22 protein-coding genes and 1 pseudogene are annotated in these 23,284 nt (G+C 40.5%); 9 read left to right on the forward strand and 14 right to left on the reverse strand.

The window, feature by feature from the left end:
• Positions 1-53 precede the first annotated feature (53 nt).
• Positions 54-5,375 (reverse strand): GAF domain-containing protein, encoded by a 5,322-nt coding sequence (locus ACSQ6I_RS00585; protein WP_438888284.1) that lies wholly within the window; start codon positions 5,373-5,375, stop codon positions 54-56.
• Between the two features lie 53 nt (positions 5,376-5,428).
• Positions 5,429-6,682 carry an exonuclease subunit SbcD gene (gene sbcD, locus ACSQ6I_RS00590; RefSeq protein WP_438888285.1) on the reverse strand — a complete coding sequence of 418 codons (1,254 nt, stop codon included), beginning with the start codon at positions 6,680-6,682 and terminating at the stop codon, positions 5,429-5,431.
• Between the two features lie 569 nt (positions 6,683-7,251).
• Here sbcD and ACSQ6I_RS00595 point away from each other — a divergent pair.
• Positions 7,252-7,602: a hypothetical protein gene (locus ACSQ6I_RS00595; RefSeq protein WP_438888286.1), complete on the forward strand. Its 351-nt coding sequence runs from the start codon at positions 7,252-7,254 to the stop codon at positions 7,600-7,602.
• On the forward strand, positions 7,599-8,000 hold the full coding sequence (locus tag ACSQ6I_RS00600) for an HNH endonuclease (RefSeq protein WP_438888287.1): 402 nt from the start codon (positions 7,599-7,601) through the stop codon (positions 7,998-8,000). Before ACSQ6I_RS00595 ends, ACSQ6I_RS00600 begins: the two co-directional genes overlap by 4 nt.
• Before the next feature lie 153 nt (positions 8,001-8,153).
• Here the strand turns inward: ACSQ6I_RS00600 and cysH are convergent, their stop codons facing one another.
• The 3 genes from cysH to lipB all read right to left on the reverse strand — a co-directional run bounded on the left by cysH (position 8,154) and on the right by lipB (position 10,784).
• Positions 8,154-8,858, reverse strand: a complete 705-nt coding sequence (cysH, locus tag ACSQ6I_RS00605) for a phosphoadenosine phosphosulfate reductase (protein ID WP_438888288.1) — start codon at positions 8,856-8,858, stop codon at positions 8,154-8,156.
• An 886-nt stretch (positions 8,859-9,744) separates the two neighbouring features.
• The gene (locus ACSQ6I_RS00610) at positions 9,745-9,945 is read right to left on the reverse strand and encodes a hypothetical protein (RefSeq protein ID WP_323313788.1); all 201 of its coding nucleotides are present in this window, start codon (positions 9,943-9,945) and stop codon (positions 9,745-9,747) included.
• A 149-nt stretch (positions 9,946-10,094) separates the two neighbouring features.
• On the reverse strand, positions 10,095-10,784 hold the full coding sequence (lipB, locus tag ACSQ6I_RS00615) for a lipoyl(octanoyl) transferase LipB (protein ID WP_438888289.1): 690 nt from the start codon (positions 10,782-10,784) through the stop codon (positions 10,095-10,097).
• Between the two features lie 148 nt (positions 10,785-10,932).
• Between lipB and ACSQ6I_RS00620 the strand changes: the two genes are divergently transcribed.
• Positions 10,933-11,076 (forward strand): hypothetical protein, encoded by a 144-nt coding sequence (locus ACSQ6I_RS00620; protein WP_438888290.1) that lies wholly within the window; start codon positions 10,933-10,935, stop codon positions 11,074-11,076.
• A gap of 125 nt (positions 11,077-11,201) precedes the next feature.
• Here ACSQ6I_RS00620 and ACSQ6I_RS00625 read toward each other — a convergent pair whose 3' ends face one another.
• Positions 11,202-11,351 (reverse strand): hypothetical protein, encoded by a 150-nt coding sequence (locus ACSQ6I_RS00625; protein WP_438888291.1) that lies wholly within the window; start codon positions 11,349-11,351, stop codon positions 11,202-11,204.
• Positions 11,352-11,396: 45 nt separating this feature from the next.
• Here ACSQ6I_RS00625 and hpf point away from each other — a divergent pair, with 45 nt between their 5' ends.
• A complete protein-coding gene (hpf, locus tag ACSQ6I_RS00630; protein ID WP_438888292.1) occupies positions 11,397-12,032 on the forward strand; it encodes a ribosome hibernation-promoting factor, HPF/YfiA family in 636 nt (211 codons plus the stop codon).
• Positions 12,033-12,122: 90 nt separating this feature from the next.
• Here the strand turns inward: hpf and ACSQ6I_RS00635 are convergent, their stop codons facing one another.
• Entirely contained in the window at positions 12,123-12,584 is a 462-nt protein-coding gene (locus tag ACSQ6I_RS00635) for a peroxiredoxin (RefSeq protein ID WP_438888293.1), read from the reverse strand.
• Between the two features lie 120 nt (positions 12,585-12,704).
• Here ACSQ6I_RS00635 and ACSQ6I_RS00640 point away from each other — a divergent pair, with 120 nt between their 5' ends.
• A complete protein-coding gene (locus ACSQ6I_RS00640; protein ID WP_438888294.1) occupies positions 12,705-13,835 on the forward strand; it encodes an acyltransferase family protein in 1,131 nt (376 codons plus the stop codon).
• Between the two features lie 102 nt (positions 13,836-13,937).
• On the opposite strand, the pseudogene ACSQ6I_RS00645 reads toward ACSQ6I_RS00640, so the two are convergent.
• The 5 genes and pseudogenes from ACSQ6I_RS00645 to ACSQ6I_RS00665 form a co-directional block, all read right to left on the reverse strand.
• A pseudogene (locus ACSQ6I_RS00645) lies at positions 13,938-14,363 on the reverse strand (PIN domain-containing protein).
• 3 nt (positions 14,364-14,366) lie between these two features.
• Positions 14,367-14,591, reverse strand: coding sequence for a hypothetical protein (locus tag ACSQ6I_RS00650; protein ID WP_438888295.1), 225 nt, complete (start codon positions 14,589-14,591; stop codon positions 14,367-14,369).
• A 104-nt stretch (positions 14,592-14,695) separates the two neighbouring features.
• Positions 14,696-15,040 carry a hypothetical protein gene (locus ACSQ6I_RS00655; RefSeq protein ID WP_438888296.1) on the reverse strand — a complete coding sequence of 115 codons (345 nt, stop codon included), beginning with the start codon at positions 15,038-15,040 and terminating at the stop codon, positions 14,696-14,698.
• Between the two features lie 229 nt (positions 15,041-15,269).
• Entirely contained in the window at positions 15,270-16,307 is a 1,038-nt protein-coding gene (gene obgE, locus ACSQ6I_RS00660) for a GTPase ObgE (RefSeq protein ID WP_438888298.1), read from the reverse strand.
• A 185-nt stretch (positions 16,308-16,492) separates the two neighbouring features.
• On the reverse strand, positions 16,493-17,152 hold the full coding sequence (locus tag ACSQ6I_RS00665; RefSeq protein ID WP_438888299.1) for a Mo-dependent nitrogenase C-terminal domain-containing protein: 660 nt from the start codon (positions 17,150-17,152) through the stop codon (positions 16,493-16,495).
• A 114-nt stretch (positions 17,153-17,266) separates the two neighbouring features.
• Here ACSQ6I_RS00665 and ACSQ6I_RS00670 point away from each other — a divergent pair, with 114 nt between their 5' ends.
• A complete protein-coding gene (locus ACSQ6I_RS00670) occupies positions 17,267-18,376 on the forward strand; it encodes a glutamate--cysteine ligase (RefSeq protein WP_438888300.1) in 1,110 nt (369 codons plus the stop codon).
• 288 nt (positions 18,377-18,664) lie between these two features.
• Here the strand turns inward: ACSQ6I_RS00670 and ACSQ6I_RS00675 are convergent, their stop codons facing one another.
• Together ACSQ6I_RS00675 and ACSQ6I_RS00680 are read right to left on the reverse strand one after the other, a co-directional pair.
• Entirely contained in the window at positions 18,665-20,476 is a 1,812-nt protein-coding gene (locus ACSQ6I_RS00675; protein ID WP_438888301.1) for a peptidoglycan D,D-transpeptidase FtsI family protein, read from the reverse strand.
• An 80-nt stretch (positions 20,477-20,556) separates the two neighbouring features.
• Positions 20,557-21,009, reverse strand: coding sequence for a hypothetical protein (locus tag ACSQ6I_RS00680; RefSeq protein WP_438888302.1), 453 nt, complete (start codon positions 21,007-21,009; stop codon positions 20,557-20,559).
• Between the two features lie 549 nt (positions 21,010-21,558).
• On the opposite strand from ACSQ6I_RS00680, the gene ACSQ6I_RS00685 reads away from it, so the two are divergent.
• The 3 genes from ACSQ6I_RS00685 to ACSQ6I_RS00695 all read left to right on the forward strand — a co-directional run bounded on the left by ACSQ6I_RS00685 (position 21,559) and on the right by ACSQ6I_RS00695 (position 23,181).
• Positions 21,559-21,768, forward strand: a complete 210-nt coding sequence (locus ACSQ6I_RS00685) for a hypothetical protein (RefSeq protein ID WP_438888303.1) — start codon at positions 21,559-21,561, stop codon at positions 21,766-21,768.
• A 349-nt stretch (positions 21,769-22,117) separates the two neighbouring features.
• Complete coding sequence (locus ACSQ6I_RS00690; RefSeq protein ID WP_438888304.1) at positions 22,118-22,792, forward strand: glutathione S-transferase family protein; 675 nt, start codon at positions 22,118-22,120, stop codon at positions 22,790-22,792.
• A gap of 47 nt (positions 22,793-22,839) precedes the next feature.
• Complete coding sequence (locus ACSQ6I_RS00695; RefSeq protein WP_438888980.1) at positions 22,840-23,181, forward strand: hypothetical protein; 342 nt, start codon at positions 22,840-22,842, stop codon at positions 23,179-23,181.
• Positions 23,182-23,284: the final 103 nt, after the last annotated feature.

A 23,284-nucleotide genomic window follows, 5' to 3' on the forward strand; every position in this document is an offset into this window, starting at 1 on the left:
TACACTCCTGCAATAATTATGCAAATTTTAGATTAATTAAGGTTAACTCTAACTTAACTATTTTGGTTTAAAAGCTGTTGAATTGTGGTAGCCAGTTGTTTGAGCATCACTGGCTTAGTCAAATAATCATTTGCCCCCGCTTCTAAGCATCCCTCGCGATCGCCTGTCATGGCCAGAGCCGTGAGCGCGATAATCGGTATATTCATCAATTTAGCATCGAGACGAATTTGTTTTATAGCCTCTATGCCATCCATTCCCGGCATTTGGATATCCATTAAAATCACATCAGGCTGGTGAGTTTTGGCAAGGTTTACGGCTTCTTGACCATCCATTGCTAATATAATTTGATAGCCTTTGGCTTCGAGATAGCTAAAAAATGTACTAATATTGGCTTCGTTATCTTCTGCTAACAAAATCAAGGGGGCTTGGCTTGCTACTTCCTCCGCAGGTGGAGAGTCTAATTCTGAAGTAGAGGCTGATTTATCATCTGCGGTGATTTCAGCTAGAAGGGGACTACAGGGTAGATCAATCATAAAGCAACTACCTACACCAAGTTCACTGGTGAGTCCCACCTGACCGCCGTGGAGTTCGACAATTTGTTTAACTAATGCTAGTCCCAAGCCTGTACCGTTATACTGACGATTTAAGGAACTATCAATTTGGATGAAGGGATGAAATAGTTTATTAATATTCTCTGGAGAGATGCCAATGCCAGTATCAATCACGCTAATTCGCAGGAAGTCTTGCGGGGAGAAATCAGTGGTCTCCATGTCAGGGTCAAGTTGGGTGACTTCTAAGGTAATGCTTCCTCCCTGTGGAGTAAATTTTACCCCATTGTTAAGTATGTTAATTAATACCTGAAGAATCCGTCGTTCATCTACGAACAGATTAGGTAGGTTTTGTGGCATTTTAATATCTAGCTTGATGCGCTTTTTCAGTGCTTGCTGTTTGATAAATGCCAAACTGGATTGGCACAGATGAGATACAGAAATTGAAACACAGTTGAGATTGATCTGTCCGGCTTCAATTTTGGCTAAATCCAGGATGTCATTGATCAATTCCAGTAGATGATTACCACTATGCTCAACAGTTTTTAAGGCTTTGAGTTGGCGTTCATTAATACCACCAAAAACTTGCTCTTGCAGGGCTTCAGTCATGCCCAAAATGGCATTCAAGGGGGTGCGGAGTTCGTGACTCATGTTGGCGAGGAATTCATCCTTGAGGCGGGTAGCACGGGCGAGTTCTTCGTTAGAAATGGCCAGTTGTTGATTGCTTTGGGTTAGCTTTATTTCTGTTTTCTGCCTTTCCGTGAGTTCTTGCTGTAATTGCTCAAAAAGATTTGCTTGCTGAATTGCGATCGCTAACTGGTTAGCAATTTGTTGAAGGAGTTGGGCTTCACAGTCTTTCCAGATTCGTTTTTCCGAGCAGGCATGAACAACCAAAACGCCCCAAAGCTTGTTATTTTCCCCAGAGGCAACCCAGCGATTCTTTTCTCCATCTTGCGCCTCTTGCAAAATCGGTGCTACGATTTTCGACTGGATTTGACCTTCGATGGCATATTCCACTAGGCAATCTGTCCAGATATCTTGCATGGCATCGGCAATAATCCGGGGCTGTCCTTGCCAGTAGTAATCAAGAATTTCTTGAGACCATATCTCATTATCCCAGTGGCGGTTTTTGAGTGTCACTAACTCACTAGAAACGGCTTCTTCAACAATTTGGCTTTTGCCGTCACCAAAGAGACGGAAGACGATGACGCGATCAGTCTTGAATAAGTATTTGATCTCCTGAGTCACTGTTGCTAAGATATCTCTGATATCTAGCGATTCTCGAATTTTTTGCACAATTGCCCCTAGAGTGCGCTGTTGCTGCAACTGCTGAGAGATTGCTACTTCGGCTTTTTCGCGGATGATCAATTCTGATTGAACTTGTTGATATAAATTTGCTTGGTAAATAGCGATCGCTAACTGGCTGGCAATTTGTTGTAATAATTCTATTTCCCCTGTTGTCCACCAATAAGGCTGATCATTTTGGTACATCCCTAACAGACCCCAGAGTGATTTACCCACAAAGATAGGTGTAATCACATAAGCTCTGGTTTGAAACTGTTCCAAAAGTTCAATATGACAGGGCTGTAAACCAGCTTGATAAATATCAGGGACTATTAAGGTTTCGTGGTTTTGGAATTTACCTCCTTGAGTTTCTTGGAGATAAGTATCTTGCCAAAGCTTTTTAACACCAGATCCCGCAAGTTTTACCCAACCGGGAACCACAGCCTCGGTAATAAATTCACCACTCCAATCGGGTTGAAAGCGGTAAATCGCTACCCGATCTACTACCAGTAATGATCTGGCCTCATTTACAGCCGTATTGAGAATGACTTCGATCTCTAGAGATTCACGAATTGCGTGGGTAAGAGTTAAGAGCAACTGTTTGTACATTGCCTCTTGATGCAGAGCGAGTTCAGCTTTTTGGCGTTCCCGCAGTGCAGCTTTTTGTTCGCTAATATCGACTACGACACAAATAGTTTGATCCTTTGATTCGGGGAGAATCGCCGCTCCAATGAGAACAGGAAGCTGACTGCCATCCTTACGGTAGTAGACCTTTTCCCAGGGATCAATCTCGCCCTGTGCCATCAGGCGATTCATTGCGGCAAAGTCGGAGGGTATATATTCAGATGGAGTCATTGCCAACCAATCAATTGCCCCGGCATTGAAGTCATCCCTGGTGTAGCCAACCATCTGTAAAAAGTGGTCGTTGGTATCAATAATACGCCCCTGAAAATCTGCAAAGATCATGCCAACCGCACTAGAATCAAATATCCGACGGAAACGAAGTTCACTATTTTGCAAAGCCAGTTCAGCTTGTTTGCGATTGGTAATATCTTGACAAGTCCCTAAAATACCAATTATTTCACCCTTCAAGTTACGCAAGGGTAATTTATTGGTTTCTATCCAGATAAGTTCCCCATTGGCCTGATGCTGAGTTTCGATAATGCCGAGTTTGGCTATGCCAGAGTCCATAACTTGGAGATCATCGGCTCGATAGATATCGGCTTCAGCAGTTGCCCAAGGCAAGTCGTAATCCGTCTTACCGATAATGTCGGTGGGTAAAGCGAGATCCGCTGCCACCGCAGCCTTTTGATTACATCCCAAATAGACTAATTGGCGATCCTTCCAAAAAACTGTGAGGGGAAATGTATCAAGTACGGTTTGTAGAAATTTCTGGGCTTCGAGCAGTTGAGCCTTTCCCTGTTGTAGTTGTTGAGTCCGCTGGTCTACTATCACTTCCAAGTCTTGATTCAAACGATTGAGAGCATCGTTAGTTGTTTTGCGCTGTAATTCTGCTGCTGATCGGGCTGCAAATACCCTGAGGATGGCGATCGCTTCTCTATGCTTAGACTCCTGAAAGGGCTGCACGTCTAGAATACAAAGGTTGCCAATGGCATTGCCGAAATCGTCTTTTAAGGCTATGCCTAAATAACTCTCGGCCTGTATTTTCACCAAGTCTAAATGATCAGGAAAAAGTTCTTGAACTCCGCTTTTGCAGTAAAACTCTCCATCTTTCAGGGTATATTCACAGAGGCTGTGAGCCACATCGTAGAAAACTGACGGCTGTAAATCTCCATTTGCCCAGAACCCTAGGGTATGAAGTTGATCACCTACCAATTCAGTGACCATAGCATAACGGACATCCAAGGCTTCGGCAATATGTCGCACTAAGGCTGGAAAAAAGTCCTCTCCTGTTACAGCAGCAGTTCCTATGACCAGTTTTTGCAGGGTTAATTCAGCCCGTTGGCGTTCTCTTAGTTGTTCCTGTAATTTTTGATGGGTGATAGCTTGCTGAAGGGCGATCGCTATTTGTACCGATAACATTCGCAGCAGTTCAAGTTCTGAATCTTGCCACTCGCGGGGTTGCTGGCTTTCGGTGACGTTGAGAAAGCCCCACAGTTCATCACCACACAGAAGCGGTATCAGAATTTTGGCACGGATCTGGAGGCCAATTAACATACTGCGGTGGCAGTCTGACATTTCCGTCGTGTAGATATCGGGGACGACGCGAATCTTGCCTTGACGATACATTTCCAGAAGCTCTGGACTAAAACATTTGTCTTGAATTTGTTTACCTAGCAGAGATAGGGTGCAGCCTGTGGACTCAGCCACTGTGATTCCTTGTCCATTAGCCTCTAATCGCCAAATATTGACGCGATCGCAGCCCAATAATTGCTTTACCTGTTCAACTGTTGTATCTAAAATGGTTTGTAAACTCAAGGATGAGCGGATTTGCATGGCGATTGCTGCCACTAATTTCTCTCGCTCTACTTGAGATTTGAGAGCGATCGTCCGAGCTTCAACTTGTTGTTCTAGTTCAATGGCACGGGTTTCTAGAAATTCGATTTTCTCTACTTCTAACTGGAATACTTTTTCTTCTAATACCTCTGTCAGCTTGTATAACTCCAGCGGCTTTAGGGCTTGTAGCAGATTAGTCTGGGTGACAATTCCCAATAATTCTCCTTGTTTCCCTGTCACTCCTAATCTGCGGATCAAGCGTTGTTCCATGATCTGCTGCACCACCCACAGGGAATCTTCTGGTTTAACGGAGAAAATCGGCGTACTCATCACCGCTTCTGCTAAACAGGTTTCTAGGTTCAAGGCTAATGCCTGAAACTGGACAATGTCCCGCTCGGTGAGGATTCCTACAGGAATTTGTAGAGTTTGACTACTAGGGTTTTGCACAATCATGACCGAACTAACGCCGTGTTTGTCCATGAGTTGAGCGATCGCTAACATGGAACTATCTGGTGCGGCACAAATCACCTGATTTGTCATTACCTCAGACACCAACCGCAACCGTAAAAGGTCTATAGGACGAGCAGTTTGTCGCAGACTTTCATGAGTCACCAGCCCAACCACACGATTTTGCTCATTTAGGATGGGTATGTGGTGAATGTGATACTGCTGGAGCAGATTAATCGCCACAAATAAATCCGTAAAAGTAGACTCGTACAGGATGACAACTGGATCAGCCATCACCTCTTGAATCGCTAAATTTTCTAAGCAACGCTGCTGAGAAATCAGGCGCACTACGTCCCGTTTTGTGAAAATACCTAATAAGTTTCCATCTTCCACTACCAAAACGCAGCTTGATCTTGCCTCTAGATGGAATTCATCCAATTGCCCATTCGTTGTTTGTGTGACATTACAGATAATACGTACACCACTCATTTGAGCGATGCCTGCTGCGTTCGCGTAGCGTCTCGAAGAGAGCATAGCTATCGCATCCATCACCGTTGTCTCTGGTTTAACTATCAGAGGATCACGGACAATGACAGACCTCAATTCTGATTGGGTAAGCGCCGTGGAAAGGTTTAACATTAGTGTAGGAATTTAGAAACTTTCTTTACACAGTTTGGTTTTATTCTGCCTACCTACTTAATTCCACCATCAGGTAGCCAAATTTCTCCATCATCCGCTAATAAGTTTTGTGCTGCTTCTAACATAGATGTAGCCATTTCCCTTAAATCTTCCCGATTATTTAAATAGGTTTTTAAGGCTTCCATCGGGTCAGTACTGCTACTTGCGCTTAATTCAGGAATCCGGGGTTTAGCCAACTGACTGACCAACTCTGGTTGAATCGTATATGTATGTGCTGTACTTAAAATTTTATGTATAAAAGAGTTATCAATTAAATCTAACTGTTCAGAACGCAGTTTGTAAATCAGTCGAACTACTGTATCTTGAAGATCATGTTTAGCGATCGCTTTCAATAAAACCCCTTGCGGATCATCAGCCTTAGATAAATCTACCTCAATCGTGCGGAAAGTGCGAACAGGTAAAGAGCAAAATGACCAATCAACCCTCCCCCGTTCCAATTCCAGCATCACATAACCCTTATCTTCCTTCTCTTCACTAAAATCGACCCGTTCAATACTTCCTGGATAAATAACCGGTGGATCATTAGATTTATTTAAATTCTGGTGGCGGTGAACGTGTCCCAAAGCCACATAATCAAAACAAGGACGCGTTAGCATAGATAGCGGCAAAGTAAAACCTTTACCCACAGCCAACAAACGTTCCGCACCCAATGTTGCATTATCAGCCATCAAATGCGCCAAAAGCACCGTTGGTACATCCGGGTCAAGTCTGCGAATTTCCCCTTCTAAAACCACTTGTAAGCGATCTGTTAACAGTTGATTTACATCCGCCATAGACAAACCCGCAGTTTCTTGACGAGTCATCAAAGTAGAACGAGTTAACCAAGGGAGAGTAATTACCTGCACCTTTCCGTTACGAGTTTGGATGTGATGAGTAGTTAAAGTATCACCGACCACAAACCCCCGTACACCCAAAGTCCGGTAAATATTTAAACTTGCGCCTCCTATTCCCTGGGAATGTTGGTCATGATTACCCACCAACAGCACTGTCGGAATATCAGCATCAACAAGGCGACGAAATTGACTAGCAAAAGCTTCTTGTACGTAAGGCGGTGGCGTAGCATCAGGAAAAGCATCACCGCCAAATATCACCATATCCACAGCATCAGCCAGGGCTTGGTCAATACACAAAGATAAAGTATTGACAAAATCCTCTAACCGTGTGTTCAAACCCGTGACTGGATTAATGCGTCCGTGGGAGAAACCGCTTCCCATGTGAATATCGGAAAGATGGAGAATTTTAATCATAATTAGTATTTAGTCATTAGTTCTTCGTCATTAGTCATTAGTTTAGAACTAACCGCAATTTTCAATCACCCGATTCTGTTAAAATTACGGTTATATTCAAGCATACATCTTTCTATGTTAAAACCAAGACAACCAAGAGACATCAGTAACGATATTACAGAGAGAATAAAGAATGTGCATTTATCTCTTTTCTCTCGTCGAGACTGGTAGACTGTAATATTTAAGGGTTACAAAAAATTATTAAGTCTGAATCAGGATAACCAGGATTTAAGGATTTACAGGATTTTATTTTATGGTCAAAGATCCCCGATTTCTGACATAATTAATTATATGAATAAGAAGATTAATCAAAAAGTCCTGGTTCTAAGTTTTGATAACTGAAAATTTTTCTCTGTGTTCTCTGTGTTCTCTGTGTTCTCTGTGTCTCTGTGGTTCGTTTAAAAAAACATCAAAAATAACTGAACGCAGATAAACACAGATGAAGATAAAATCAATATCCTGTAAATCCTAAAATCCTGGACATCCTGATTCAGACAATAATAAAATAACAGATTCCAGAAAAATACACCATGCCCAAAATTACCCTAGAAATATCAGAAGAATTATCTCAACAAATAGCACAAATAGGGATAGATACCTTACCAGAATTACTAGCTTTAAGTCTTCAACAATCACCAATACCAACACAAATTTACCAATATATTCTGAACTTTCTTGCTAGTAACCCCACTCCTCAACAAATAGCAGAATTTAAACCCACACCGGAAATGCAAAATAGGTTACGTACTTTGCTAATACAAAGTAAAGCAGGTACACTCAAACCCACAGAGTCAAAAGAACTGGATGAGTATGAACGTATTGAACACTTAATTGTCATGATTAAAGCTGGTAATTTATCTTATTTAAGTAATAACCTGTGAGTATATCCTATATTCCGGCTGCACTTCGCAGGTTAGTAGAAGAACGTGCAGAACATCAATGTGAGTATTGTTTACTACCTGCAAAAGTCGCATTTTTTGCCCATGAAATTGACCATATTATTGCAGAAAAACATGGGGGTAAGACTAATGCTGATAATTTAGCACTCACTTGTTGGCGTTGTAACCGATATAAAGGTAGTGATTTAGGTTCATTTGACCCAGAAACAGGCAATTTTAGCTTTCTATTCAACCCACGTAAACAGGAATGGAAATCACATTTTATGTTTTCAGAAGTGGTTTTAGTTGGTTTAACTCCTGAAGGAAGAACAACAGTTAAATTGTTGCAAATAAATAGTGAAGACAGACTATCTGAACAAAAAAAATTAAGGTCAAAATAGCAATGATTTTATAATTTGTAGTAGTTTGTAACCACAATTAAACAACATCCTGTAAATCTTAAAATCCTGGATATCCTGATTCTGACAAATAAAATACATAAATTAAGGTGCGTTACGCTGTCGCTAACACACCCTACTCTGACTAACAACTAACTAAATGTGAATTCCACATTCAGTTTTTTCACTTCCTCTCCAACGTCCAGCGCGTTCGTCTTCACCGTCAGCTACTTTCGTGGTGATAGGTTCGTCACCGATACTGGGATAACCTTGGTCATGAAGAGGATTGTAAATTACTCCATGTTCAGCTACATAAGCCCAACTATCTTTCCGTGTCCAAGCTGCGATGGGATTTACTTTCAGTCTTCCCAGATTATCTAATTCAAATATAGGCATATTCGCACGGGTAACGGCTTGGTCACGACGACGGCCTGTAATCCAAGCGACAGTATTTAATTCGTCTAAACCTCGTAACAGTGGTTCAATTTTTGTAACTTGGTGGAATTCGGCAATATTTTTGTCCCACAATGCTTCACCATATTTAGCAGTAAAGGCTTCGCGGCTATTTACATCTGGAGTTTTATAAGTTTGCAAATCTAGGTTATATATCTCCTTAGCTTTTGCAACCAGTTCTAGCGTTTGGGGGAAGTGGTACAGGGTGTCAAGAAAGATGACGGGAACAGGATGCTTTAGTTCAGTATACAGAATATGAGTAATTACTAAATCATCCACGTTAAAGGCACTAGTTTGTACTAGTCCTGTGGGGACATTTTCAATAGACCACGCCAGGATTTCTTTAGGAGTGGCAGTTTCAAATTGTTGATTTAAGCGATCTAAGTCAAAAGCTGTGGAAACTGTCATGATCGTTTTCTAGAAAATTTTTTTACCTTGATCAAACTTAATTTTATCCTATCAAGGCACACATTCCTCCCGGTAATTGGGTATTTATCCTGTACGGGTATCACTACACGCAAACCTGTCAGTGCTTTATTTAAATACGTATTAAGCCTTTTAAGTAAATACGCTAGTTACACATTAAGAAAGTTTAAGCAATTTTAATTTTTACTTGTTTTTACATAGATGTTTATATTAATCCTGTTATTCTTAACCTAAGCTTTAAAATTCAAGGATTTCACAAAAAATGAATAATACAAAACTACCAAATAGCTTGAATCAATCTATAGTTATGGGCTTTTTAATCATTTTGACCAGTGCGGGGATCATTACAATCATGAGCGTTTTCTAATCACAATACAGTTAATTTTAGCCGAAAAATTTTTATAAACCCTGTTCAAAAATGAGTGGGGTTTTTACATTTTGTAATAAATAAGTAGACACAATTAAATATAACTAAGTAAAAAACCCGAGAAAACCGCAGTATTTCAGGAGGCAGGAGGAACCCACCCTTAAAAGAATGGGATTGAGGCAAGGATACTTTATACCTTGCGCTACACATCTCGGTATAATTCCTTTTTTAAACTGGGCTTTAGACCCAGAACTAAAGTTTTTATTGATACTTCCACCTCCTGCCCTCTGCCTCCTAACTCCTGCCTTTTTGGTAACTAAAAATAAAGTTACCTAAAAACTCAGTATGTATGACACTTTTAACCCGTTTTTAGATAAGTCCAGATTTCACCTGTTTGGAGGATAGATGCTATACAAAAAACTGTCTGTGATGCGATTTCACTACAGACAGCTATGGGCTAATACAAGTCTAACTTTCTCTTGCTAGTAAGCCAAAGGAATATCAAAGAAACTCACGCAAGAATTCAAACGGATTATCTTCCCAACATGGTTCTGGTACTAACCAAACTAATTTACTTTTGATTTCGGCTTCAATTTCATCACTGTCGTCTCTATCGAACAATAATATCAAAGCTTCCCAGTCCCGTTCTCTGAGGGTGGTGTATGAGGAAGGGCTTACCTGTAGATTATTGGAGTAATTCACAAGCACATTTTCAGTTGATGTATATAAAAAGTGAGTATATTTGCTGGCAAATGTGCATATTGTACTTTGAATACTCTGATTAAAATGTGACGTAGATCATAAAGTTTCTAAAAAGTTTTCAGCAAGTTTCTGCAATTTTTTTCCTTAAATTAAGAATATGCAGATTCTTCAAACTGAGACTCGACTAATTCTACGCCAAATACTTCAGAAAAGTAGTGGGCTACACAAAAACGTACTTCTTGACATTTGATACCGGGAATCCAGTCTGCTAAACTGCCGACAGCCTTATCAGCAATACCACAAGGGACAATACGTTCAAAGCCTTTTAGATCAGGACAAACATTTAAAGCAAAACCGTGCATAGTCACCCAACGACTGACTTTAATGCCTATGGCTGCGACTTTGTAACCTTCTAACCACACACCAGTAAAACCGGGAATGCGATCGCCTGACAATCCATAATTTGCCAAAACGCGAATTAACACTTCCTCTAGTTGACGCAAGTACCAATGCAGGTCTTGACGATAACGGTGCAGATTTAAAATTGGATACCCCACCAGTTGACCAGGACAATGATAAGTTACTTCACCACCTCTTTCAACTCGATGCACATCATACTCACTTTTGTCAATATCAAATTTGATAAATTCTGAATTAGCTCCTTTACCCAGAGTGTAAACAGGGGGATGTTCTAGCAAAATGAGTACGTCATCTAGGCTGGGGTTGTTGATACGATCTTGGAGAAGCGATCGCTGCCATTGATGAGCATCTAAATATGGCATTAATCCTTGGTTGTATAAAAAACACCGATATTTTTCGGTTTCAATACTATCAATCATGCAAAAAATCAATTGGGTAAATAACTAAATATATTTCAATTTGCCAGAATAAGGTCAATAAATGTCAAGCTATGCAAAGGATTTTAAAGGAACATCAAGGGAATTAGCTATATAAACAACAAAGTGTTAATTTGAATATATAACCTCAATGGTGTTAGGAGGAATTCTCTACAATCATCATCAAGCCAAGACAATAGGAACGAACGGACTGGCTGATGGATATTCAGAAGTTGATGACATTGATCAGGATAAAACTTCGACAAAGGCTTGTATATTATTAAATAAAAGATAACCAAGCCTACCAGATAAAAAAGGAGCAACTAATCCTAGTTTTGTCAAGGCTGCTCTAACTAACACAGCAGGGATAAAAAAGTCAAAACTGCTTTATTTACGGACTTTATGGGCAGATCCAATTGTCTAGCAACCAGTTGGAGAACCGAGCAGAGTTTGACAAGGTAAATCAAGGCTAGAGGTAGTCATACAATTAAAGATGCGACAGCCATACATCAACAGCAGTTCAAAATTTGTATTAGCGGCAATGATAGACTGACCGCAATCTCTGTTCATACAAAATACATTCACATCAAATAAATATTGAGCGGGAGAGTTTACATGAAGCTTGTCATCCACGGTAAAAATATTGAAATCACCGATGCAATTCGAGAATATGTGCATCAAAAAATTGAAAAAGCAGTTAATCACTTCCAAAACATCACAAACGAAGTGGATGTCCATTTAAGCGTAGCTCGCAATCCCCGAATTAGTACCAGACAAGCTGCGGAAGTCACTATTTATGCTAATGGTAGCGTCATCCGAGCGGAGGAAAGCAGCGAAAACTTATATGCCAGTATTGACTTGGTTGCAGATAAAATAGCCCGTCAACTGCGTAAATATAAAGAAAGACGACAAGACCACAAAACCCAACCCATACCAACCAATGAGGTAGTAGCGCCTGAACCAGTAACTGATTTAATAGGCGATCGCACTCCCGAACTACCAGGAGAAGTCGTCCGTACCAAATACTTTTCCATGCCTCCCATGACCCTTGCAGAAGCCCAAGAACAACTGCAACTCGTAGGACACGACTTTTATATGTTCCGTAACGCCGAAACCGGAGAAATCAACGTCATTTACGAACGTAATCACGGCGGTTTTGGAGTCATTCAACCCCGCAACGGTAACGGTCAGACCAACGGCAAAAACGGCAAAACAGCTAACGTCGCTGTACCAGAAAAATCTAAAGTCTAATTAAAACGCAGAGGAAAGCTGAGTAAAACGCAGAGAAACGCGGAGAATATACTCTGTGAACCTCTGCGCCCCTCTGCGTTAAAAATCCTCTTACTTTGCAGCCAACTGTTGCAGAGTTTTCAAAGTTTCCTCAACATGGCCTTTAAAATTCAACATGGAATTAAACACATACTGCACAATTCCCTGTTGGTCAATCACATAAGTCACCCGGCCGGGGATAAAACCAAAAGCGGTAGTTGCACCATATAGCTTCCGCACCTGATCACCTTTATCACTCAAAAGCGTAAAAGGTAAATTGTGCTTGGCTGCAAACTTCTGGTGAGACTCGCTAGAATCACCACTTATACCAATCACTTCAGCACCAACGCCTTTAAATACTTCATATTGATCCCGAAAAGCGCAAGATTCCATAGTGCATCCTGGTGTATCGTCCTTGGGATAAAAATAAAGGACAACAGCCTGTTTACCACGAAAATCTCTCAGGCTGACTGTAGAACCGTTTTGGGCGGGTAAAGAAAAATCTGGGGCTTGATCTCCAACTTTGATAGCCATATTAAAAAATTCAAACATTACTTAATAAAATTTTACCTTGTAACCTAGTCTATAAATTTTCCTTGATAAGGTGCATCGGGCAGGGTAGGGTAGATAGTTATCAAAAAAACTATTCCGCCCATGCGCCTGACTTCACTCGATGTGTTTCGCGGTATCACCATTGCGGGTATGATTCTCGTCAACATGGTGGGAGTCGCAGACGATAAATATTCCCTTCTAGATCATGCCGAATGGAACGGTTGTACACCAACTGATTTAGTATTTCCTTTTTTTCTATTCATTGTTGGTGTCGCAATGACTTTCTCATTATCAAAATACACCGCAGATAACAAACCCACCAAAGCAGTTTACTTACGCATCCTGCGCCGTGCTGCAATTCTCTTTATTTTAGGGTTACTACTTAACGGCTTTTGGAATAAAGGTGTTTGGACTTTTGACTTAAGTAGTATCCGCTTGATGGGGGTATTGCAACGTATTAGCTTAAGTTACCTTTTCGCATCTTTGATAGTTCTTAAATTACCTCGCAAAAGTCAATGGATAGTAACAGGGGTATTACTTATCGGTTATTGGTTAACAATGATGTATATTCCTGTTCCCGAATATGGTGCAGGAGTGCTGACACGGGAAGGTAATTTTGGCGCTTTTATTGACAGATTAATTATTCCCAAAGCGCAGTTATATAAAGGTGATGGGTTTAACTTCATGGGAGATCCAGAAGGAATTTTCAGTACTATTCCAGCGATAGTTAGCGTTTTGGCTGGTTATTTTACTGGGGAATGGATAAAAGATAAAAAACAAGCTAATTCACAAACCAGTATGGATTTAGTTTTATTTGGTTTATGTTGTTTGGTAATTGGGATTATTTGGGATGTAGCATTTCCCATTAATAAGAAACTATGGACAAGTTCTTATGTTGTATTTACCACTGGTTGGGCGTTAATGTTATTAGCAGCTTGTTATGAAATGATAGAAGTGAGAGTAATAAAACGCTGGAGTAAACCATTTGAGATTATAGGATTAAATGCGATCGCACTTTTTGTTGCATCTGTCTTGTTAATCAAAATCACAGCTAAAACCCAACTTGGTACAGGTGAAACCGCCATCAGCATCTACAATTGGATTTACCAAAATCTTTTTGCATCTTGGGCAGGAAATTTCAACGGCTCATTTTTATTTGGGCTTGTTACCGTGTTATTTTGGTACGGTGTTGCTGTTTTGATGTATCAGAAACGCTGGTTTATTAAAGTGTAAATAAAACTCTTGTGGGACGGGCATCTTGCCTGTCCAAATTCTGCGAATCTTGCTTTATATCTATTCTTTTGAATCAAAATCTACCTTATTTGGCTTCAGTCATTAAAAACTCTTCGGTTCAAAGAATTTATCAAAGCCTTTTCTCATCAATCCTTCTTTCAATTTTTTATCTCCTGTCCATAATAAGCCTTCTAATTCCAATGTTAAAGCAACATGGGGAGTGTCACTTTCATCAACATCTTTACATAAAGTATAAGCTGCTGCTAGGTTATCAGGTGCAATTAAGTCTTCTTTATAGAGATTGAGTCTTTGTAATAATATTTGGTAAATTCACACTATTTCGTTTTCAGATAACTGACTAACTTTGATTATCTTTTCTTTACGCTTAAATAACTCTACCAATACTAGCTCACAGATATAATAACTATATTCTCCTTGAAAGAGGAGGTTAGCAAAACTAGATTGGCTGTTGAGTAACGCAGAAAATAAAATATTTGTATCAACAATAATTGGCTGGTTTCTAGACACTATTTACTCTCCAACAAATTTATGTTTGATATTTGACCACACATCAATATCAATTTCTTGTGCTAGAGTTTCAGCTTGTGTTATTGTCATACGGCTTTTTTTTCTCAAAGACTCTAATTCAAGATAATCTAAAAATTTCTTGAGAGTATCTAGCTCAATAATATCTTTTCTGAATCTAATAATCAGGTCTTGGTTTTCTACTGTGATATTGTAAATTTGATCTGACATAGGATGATAGTATTTAGGTAGTTGTAGGACAGGATATACTTAGATGTTTATATTATCTCAGAATTAATGGGGTTTGGAAAAAAATTTACTCTTCAACTTTAGGATTAAATAAAGCAACCCAGTAAAAAGTATCTAAGAATAATATTTTCATAATTATTATTTGGGTTTACCATAAAGATAATGATCAATTTGGGCTGCACCATCTGTAGGTAATTTAGCAATAACTTCTTCAGGTAAATCAAGATTTGCCCTTTTTCAAATATTTCCCAAACAGCATACTCAACTGTAATATGGCTAACTGGATATTGATAACGCTGGATTAAGACTTGCAAATAAAGTTGTATTACGGCTTCTTCTGGAGTTAATTTAATTTCCTGACCACTCACTAAGCATTGAATATAAGCCACATCTCTGCTTTTTGTTTGTTTGATAAAAATGGATTTTTCCAAAATATCAATTTCTTGGAAGTGAATTGAGAAAGCTTGTAATTAGAGTCTTTTAAAATTGCAGGAAGATTCATACGATTGTTAGTTTTAATACTATTCGCTAAACGCTGAGAAGTTCCAGACATACCGGAACCCTCAAACTAGATAGCTGAACTAGTATAAAACCTAGTCTGACATTTTGAATCAGGTAACAAAATTTTTGTTACGTTCCTCTACAAAATCGCCTCATAAATTAAACCGCCACCTCCGCAGCTTCCAAAGCTTCCAAAGCATTAATTTCATCTAAAATCCGCCAGATTTCCTGCATCATTGGATCTAAACCAGTGCGAGTTACAGCAGAAATTATGAAAACCTGCGCTAAAGAAAGATGATTTAATTGTGTAGCTAAAGCCTCTAAATCTACAGTTTCTCTATCAACTGCATCAATTTTATTCAAAGCTAAAATTTGCGGACGTTTTGCTAAACCCCTTCCATAGGCTTTTAATTCTTCTTGAATAGTATGGAAATCAGCAATTACATCTTCACTTGTCGCATCAATTAGGTGTAATAAAACCCGTGTGCGTTCAATGTGACGTAAAAAATCATGTCCTAAACCGGCACCATGAGAAGCACCTTCAATTAAACCGGGAATATCCGCAAAAACTGTACCGTCACCAGTGGGTTTCTTAACTACACCTAAATTAGGAATGAGAGTAGTAAAAGGATAATCGGCGATTTTTGGACGTGCGGCTGATAAAGAAGAAATTAAAGTTGATTTACCCGCATTTGGTAAACCAATAATTCCCACTTCTGCTAACAATTTCAACTCTAAACGCAATATCTTCCTTTCTCCTTCCAGTCCAGGAAGTGCGTATTCTGGGACGCGGTTGCGGTTACTCAAAAAATGTTGATTTCCTAGTCCACCTTTACCACCTTCAACCACTCGAAAGCGTTGTCCAGGTTCAACCAAATCGCACAATAAGGCGCTTGTTTCCGCATCATAAACAGTAGTACCGCAGGGAACTTCGATAATCAAATCCTTTCCACCTGCGCCGGTGCAATTATTGGGGCCGCCACGTTCCCCATTTTGGGCTTTAAACAAATGCTTGTATCGAAAGTCTAGCAAGGTTTGTAGGTTTGTATCAGCTACGAAAATGATGGAACCGCCTCTTCCTCCATTCCCGCCAGAGGGGCCGCCGGCTGGTACATATTTCTCTCTGCGGAAGGCGACGATACCATCACCACCTTTACCTGCTTCTACTTCAATTACTGATTGGTCTATAAATTGCATATTGTTAGAGTCTTGAGTTCTGAGTGATGAGTTATCAATTATAAGTTTTTCATTAACTTTAACGCATTGCGGAAGTCCCCACCCTCAACGTACTCTAGGGTGGGGATAGGGAGCGGGGGATGACGAATCCCCAGGATTTTCATTCCTCACTCTTTACTTGTAACTCAATCCTCAGCACTCAGTACTTAAATATATGCAGAAATATCTTCACCGCAGTCATCAGCAAGGTAGGAAAGGGCGCGGAAGCGTAAACCTACTAGTTGCTCATAGAGCGGGTTAATTTTGCACATTGGCGGGATGTGAATTATTTTGCGTCCAAATAGGGTAACATCTCGCTCGAAGGGACAATGGGAGGGGATCATTTTACACAAAAACTTGGCAACTCTGGGATCTTGAATATCTAGCCCGTCCAACCAGTCCCGCATGGGGTGAAGTATATCTGGTGATGGTGCGGTGGTGTCTTCTGCTTGTTCTGTTTCTTCTAGGGTATGACGTAGGGCTGCTAGTGCTTCTGTTTGCAGTTCCAAGGCTTGACAAAACTGTTGCAGAAGTTCCTCTTCGCTGGGAGAATATGTTCCATCTGCGATCGCTACCATGACTGCTGTTCGCAAAAAATTCTCCGCTGCTGATGTACCTTTACCCAATACAGCAGCTAATTCTTCTGGTGTAATTATTTCTAGTGAATTCCAGTCCAGACAAGGGGCTAACTCATCTTTGGTTAGGCTGGTAATTAACTCCTGTTCTTGGGCATCAAAATTACCATCAGCCCAAGCAATAGACAGTAAGCCACGTAACCAAGCGGTAATTTGTTCGCTGCTGTATGGGGTTTTAACAGCACTTTTCATAAAACTCACGCCTCAACTTTTTCTCAATCTCTACTAAGCTTAAGCTACTTTAATTGTCAGTCTTGCGTTAGAATTCCTCTGAGAGTATTATTGAGAATTCTTTCTATTTACTATATGTTTTCTTTCGGGATTGAACATGAAGTCGCTTTCCTTAACAATGAAGGAAAGTTTGCCGATTTCTCTTGTACAAAATTTGCTGAGTTTAATCAAATTGTTGATCGGCTACCTATATACCCCAATGACTACCCACAATTAAGAGTAGGTGATGCTGGCATTAAAAAAAAGCGTTGGTATATTGAGGGGTTTGAAAGATTTGCTGATTCAGAAGAGGTAATTGACTGTGTAGCGAAAGGCATCGAAATCAGAACAACTATCCACCCCACTATTCAAGGAGCAATTACTGAATTAACAGCAAGTTTTAACTTACTACATGAAGTAGCTGCTAGTTTTGGGTTTTTACCTGTTTTAGTGAGCTTTAACCCTTATACTGACATTTTTGAACCGACACCACCATTAAATGATTTTGAAATTAGGCAATTACAAGCTTATCCTGATGAACAAACTGCTCATATTTATATGGTTTCCTATGGGCCAGATTTAAATATTTCTCTAGCAGATTTACCTATTGAGAATGTCATTGATATAGGTAAAAAGTTAACTTATTATAGTCCTTATATTGTTCCTTTTAGTTATAGTTCTCCTTTTTTAAATGGGGGTTTATGGGAAGGTTTATCAATAAGGACATTTATCAGAACAGGAAAAAGATCAGCAACATTAGTTTTTGTAGAAAAACAGGAACAACTTATTCAAAGTGTACCCTCTTTAACTAAAGTAGCCCGTATTCCAGCAGAAGTAGGACGGATTGAGTTTAAAGCCTGTGATAGTTGTGATAATTTTGCTATTTATGCAGGTTTATTAGCTTTATTAAAAGGTTTAGCATTAGATACAACTTTGCCGGGTAGGGCTACTATACCCGATGCTACGTTACACCAAATTTCGGCAAAAAATGGGTTTGATAATGAAGATATTTTTCTGAATACAACCAAGATTTTAGAAGCTGCTGAAATTGCTCTTGTAAATGACTCAGATATTGAGTTTTTAAAACCGCTAAAAGTTATTTTGGCAGAAAAGAAAACCAAATCTCATCAACTAATTGAAATCTTCCAAAATGTAGGTTCAATCGAAGAAACACTTAAGAAAACTTACGACTTTGGTAATTGGTAATTGGTACAGCGGCTTCCAATTGTATGAAGTACATCATAGCCACCTCATCGCTTGCGGTGAACCAGCGCTGTAAGCGGGTTTCCCACCGTAGGCGACTGGTGAATCCGAAGGAGGAGGGGGTTGGGGGTGGGGTTCTTGTACCTCATAATATCGGGAAGTGCTGTAATTGGTAATTGGTAATTAGTAATTGATGATTGGTGATTGGTGATTGGTGGCAGAAGCAAGATCAATTTTCCCCATCTTCCTCATCTCCCCCTACTCCCTGCTCCCTACTCCCTGCCCCCTGCCTTATTTCTTAGGTGGAATCTTTTCCATTGGGATAAGTACTTCCATCACAGCCTTGACAATTGGTGCTGCAACAGTTCCACCATAGGCATTTTCTCCTTTTGGTTCATCCACTATTGCTACAACTACATAACGGGGAGCTTCTGCTGGCAAAATACCCACAAAGCTAGTAATTCTTGCTCCCGGAATATAACCACCATTGGGACTGGCTTTTTGGGCTGTACCAGTTTTGCCAGCGATGCCGTAGCCGTTGATTTTTGATGCTTTACCTGTCCCCACAGAAACAACTGTTTCCATCATGTCTACTACTTTTTGGGCAGTTGTGGGAGAGAAAATTTGGCGTGGTGTTGGTAGGGTGGGGGAATAGTGAATTTTGCCTTGGCTATCAATCAGACCTTGGACTACGTGGGGTGTAACCAGTTTACCCCCATTAGCTAAAGCGCCATGCATTTGCACCAGTTGTAATGGAGTGAGTGAAAAGCCTTGACCAAAAGAAGTAGTTGCTGGCTCTATAGTTGAGGACAAAAATTCTTCTTGACTTTTGAGCCGACCACCGACTTCAAAGGGCAGATCCGTATCAACTTTTTGCCCTAGTCCTAGCCGTTCTAGCCAATTGTAATACGTTGAGGGGCGCATTCGTTGAATGATTTTGACCATGCCGACGTTACTAGAATGTTGAAGAATCTGAGCAATATCAATTTGTCGAGGAGCATTTTTTTCAGCATTTTTGATAATGCGATCAGCTACCTTCATAGTTCCTGGGTCACTGAAGACATCATCTGGCTTAATGGCACCATTTTCTAGAGCGATCGCTACATTCAAAGGTTTGAACGTTGAACCCGGTTCATAAAGATCTGCTACAATCCAGTTTTTGAACAGGGAAATATCAGCTTTAGAATATTGATTCGCATTATAAGTAGGCTGAGAAACTAAAGCTAGTAAAGAACCATCCATCGCATCCATGACAATTACAGCCCCGCGTTTAGCCTGAAACTTGTCTATCTGTTGTTTGAGCGCAGTACGGGCAGCACGTTGTAAGCGGCTATCAATAGTCAGTTGCAGTTTTAAGTCATCAAAATGCAGAAATCCCTCAGGTGCGTGATCTGGCATTAAAGCCCCATTACCTGCCCGACTAAGACGTATAGTTTGCACAGAGCGCTCCAACAACTTCTCCTGACTGTATTCCACCCCTGCTTGACCGCGACGGTCAAGATTAACGTAGCCCACCACATTAGCTAATAAATCACCTTGGGGGTAAAAACGGGAATATTTTTCAATCAACTCCAAGCCATTCAAACGAAATGAAATTACACGATCAGCAATATTTTCGGAAACAGAATTGGACAGCAGAATACCACTTTTTTTACCTTGAAATATTTTTACTAAATTGTCAGCATCTTTACCCAATACAGGGGCAAGTTTCTTTGCCATCTCTTCATTAGATTTATCAAATAGTTTGGGATGGGCATACAAAGTATAAACAGGGCGGTCAATCGCCAACATATTAAAGTTGCGATCAACCACTGAACGACGGGGCATAAAAGGACGCAAATTTACCATTTGCTGGCTTCTTGCCCTTTCAGTCAGCTTTGATCCCTGAATAATTTGCAGCCGATACAAATTGAAAGTCAACCCCACCCCAGCAGCAATTAGTACACCCCAAGCTATCAAAAGTCGAGACTTAAGATTTGGGACTTGGGCTTGAGTTTTAGGAGTATCATTCCCTGGAAAAACTTGCCTAGAAAACTTTCTCTGCCTTGTAAATTCTAAATTTCGTAAATTTTTGAATTTTGTTCTGCTTGGTGACTTCTGCATTGGGATTGTCCTTTGTCAGTTGTTTGTTGTTATGACCAATGACCAATGACTAATGACCAATGACCAAATGAATGTTGATATTAATATCCCATAGGTGATTTCGGTTGGATCTGTGTTTCTGTATTTGGGACTGTAGTGGAGGATAGGGAATTAGGTCTATTAGATGTCGGTGGCAAGAAAATTGTCCCTCCAGGACTTGGTGATACAAGACCTGCGGCTGCTTGTTCTGCCTCTTCAGCCATCTTGCTGGTTAGGGTTGCATTGGTTGTGGTCAACTGACGCTCGTTACGTTGTAGACTTTGCAATGTGCGGTAAGCTTGACTCCAAAGCTCTTGAGAATATACTGTCCAACCATAAACTACAAGTGTAGCTGCCACAAACAAAAACGCCGCTGCTGAAGAATAACGATAGACAGAGTGTAAGCGTAGCAACCATACAGGTGCAGCCCCAGCAGTAGGCATCATGGGTAAGCGAGACTGTCCATGAATATTGGAAACTGCCTTTTTGCCATCATCTTTTTCCGAAGAGGGCATGATTGCCTCATTTTTGGGAGAAACTGATAAATTTCTAGAGGAATTCCGTTTTCTTCTGGGGCGTACTACTGTAAGTTCATTAGCCTGTGTAGAGGTGCTTGACTTATTTGTGTCCAGACTGATGGAGGGTCGCTGCCTTTGGGGCAGGGCAGAATTTCGCTTGAACCAAGTATTTTTTGTAGAAACAGCTGATTTACGGGCAGCAACCATAATTTTTTGAATGGTAAATATTGTATTTGAACTTGACCGCCTGTTGCTAAGGTTAAAGTCCTCTATTTAGCAATCGGCATAGATAACACTTTTCTAGGTTTTCCTCAGTGACTCCACCAGAATTTGCATTCACCAGGTAGTGTAATGCTCACCTGGGTAGACTGACCTAATCAGGTATTACATACATCTAAGATTATGGCAATGTAGAGCATTCTGCGGCAATAGCTGACCACAAAGCTCGTTACCTTGGAAAATAGGGGTTAAAAAAAATCAACAAATAAGCTATCTTATTCAACAGGTGCAAGATTTATATTGCCCTTATTTGGTGAAAGAGGAGTTATGAAAACAAAAATCTTTGGTTTGGCTCTAATGTTAAGTCTGGCTACAGTTCTTGGTGCTTGCGAAAGTAGTACGCCACCTGCTGGTACTACCAGTACTCCTGCTGCTACAACAGGTGGTGAACCATCTGATACTGGCGCTACCCCTGGCGCTACTCCCGCAGCTACCCCCGCAGCTACCCCGACAGCTACTCCCACTACAACTCCCTAATTCAGTTGGGATAGCGCTCCTCACCACATCGCTATCACTGAAAAGAATGTTGAGTAACGAGTGCTGAGTAAAAAATAAAATTAGCCTGACTAAGTATCAAATTGATCTATAGCCCTGGCTTTAGGTATGGAACAAGAAAAAAGATTTATTTCGAGCCGAGAGTGGATGAGAAATAATGTGTTTTTGCTTAAATCCCATCGTTTTGCTATATGGTCACTCAGCACTCAGCATTCAGCGCTTTCCTATAGCAACAACTGTTAGGACACGAGATAAACGGTTTCTACCGCCTCTCAGTGTCCATCTATAAATTTAAGCTGGAAAAAATATTACTTTCTCAATAAGTAGCTTTATGTTGCTACTACAATTTAGTACATCTCACTATTGTCGCAAGGCTCGCCTAGCCCTAGGTTACAAACAAATTAGTTACCAGGTAGAAAATCTCACACCTGGCTTGCATATCTTAAAGCTGAAGCCGCTAACTGGTGGTTTAACTACTATGCCTGTGTTGTTGCCCCAAATTCAAGGACAACCGCAAGCGATCGCTGACTCTACCCAAATACTAAAATTTTTAGAATCTTATCAGCCAGAACCTTCACTATTTTTAACCAACCATGAACACCAAACTGAAGCTTTGATGCTCGAAGATTGGTTAGATGAAAGTATTGGTACAGCAACAAGGTTTGTGTATTATCACTTTCGTGCTGGTGAAGGTAAACAAATTGACCCATCACTATTCAGTCAGATGGTGATTAGTGTGGTAAGAAAACAGTACGGTATCAATGATGTTACTGTAAAATTAGCTACCAGTAGGTTAGCCATTGCTCTGGCGGAATTATCTATCCGCTGGCAAAAAAGCGAATATTTGGTGGGTGGAAGCTTAAGCGTGGCAGATATTACCGCAGCTGCATTGCTGAGTCCTTTAGCTCTTATTCCTCAGTACCGTCAGGGATATCCCTGGTTGTTTGAGCGCATTGTGCAGATTCATCAATTGTGTGGAGAGCAACTGCCACCAGGACTAGTCTGAGATGTCAAAATAGATGGGGGCGCATGGGAGATGGGAGAGTGAAAAAGATAAAAGTCTTATTATTTACGATTTTGTGTTTTAGCACTAGTGTTTTAGTGGTTGTAAGTAGTTATTGGGGGAAAACTGCGATAGGCTACGCCGCGCCGGAGGCAATCGCATTATTACCGCCACCAGAGGATACACCAGAGGAAATATTGCGAACAGAAATTATTACCGAAGCGCGATCGCCCGTTGATGGTAGGCGTTTAACAGCGTCTGAATATGCAGAATTACAAACACAACTGCAAACAAGTCCACCACCAAAACTCGATGCCAGGATCAGAGACCAAATATTCCTCCTCCGTTTACGGAAAGCATTATTACAGCTTTTCCCGTTTTTAGATATTTAGGCAAGGAGCATGAGGCAGGGGGCAGGCTTGCCGTGAGTTTCGACTTGTCTTCGACACACTACGTGAACGCTCAACTACCGCGTAGCCGATAGCGTAGCGTGGC

The sequence above is a fragment of the Anabaena sp. WFMT genome (assembly GCF_051781005.1).
GTDB lineage: Bacteria > Cyanobacteriota > Cyanobacteriia > Cyanobacteriales > Nostocaceae > Anabaena.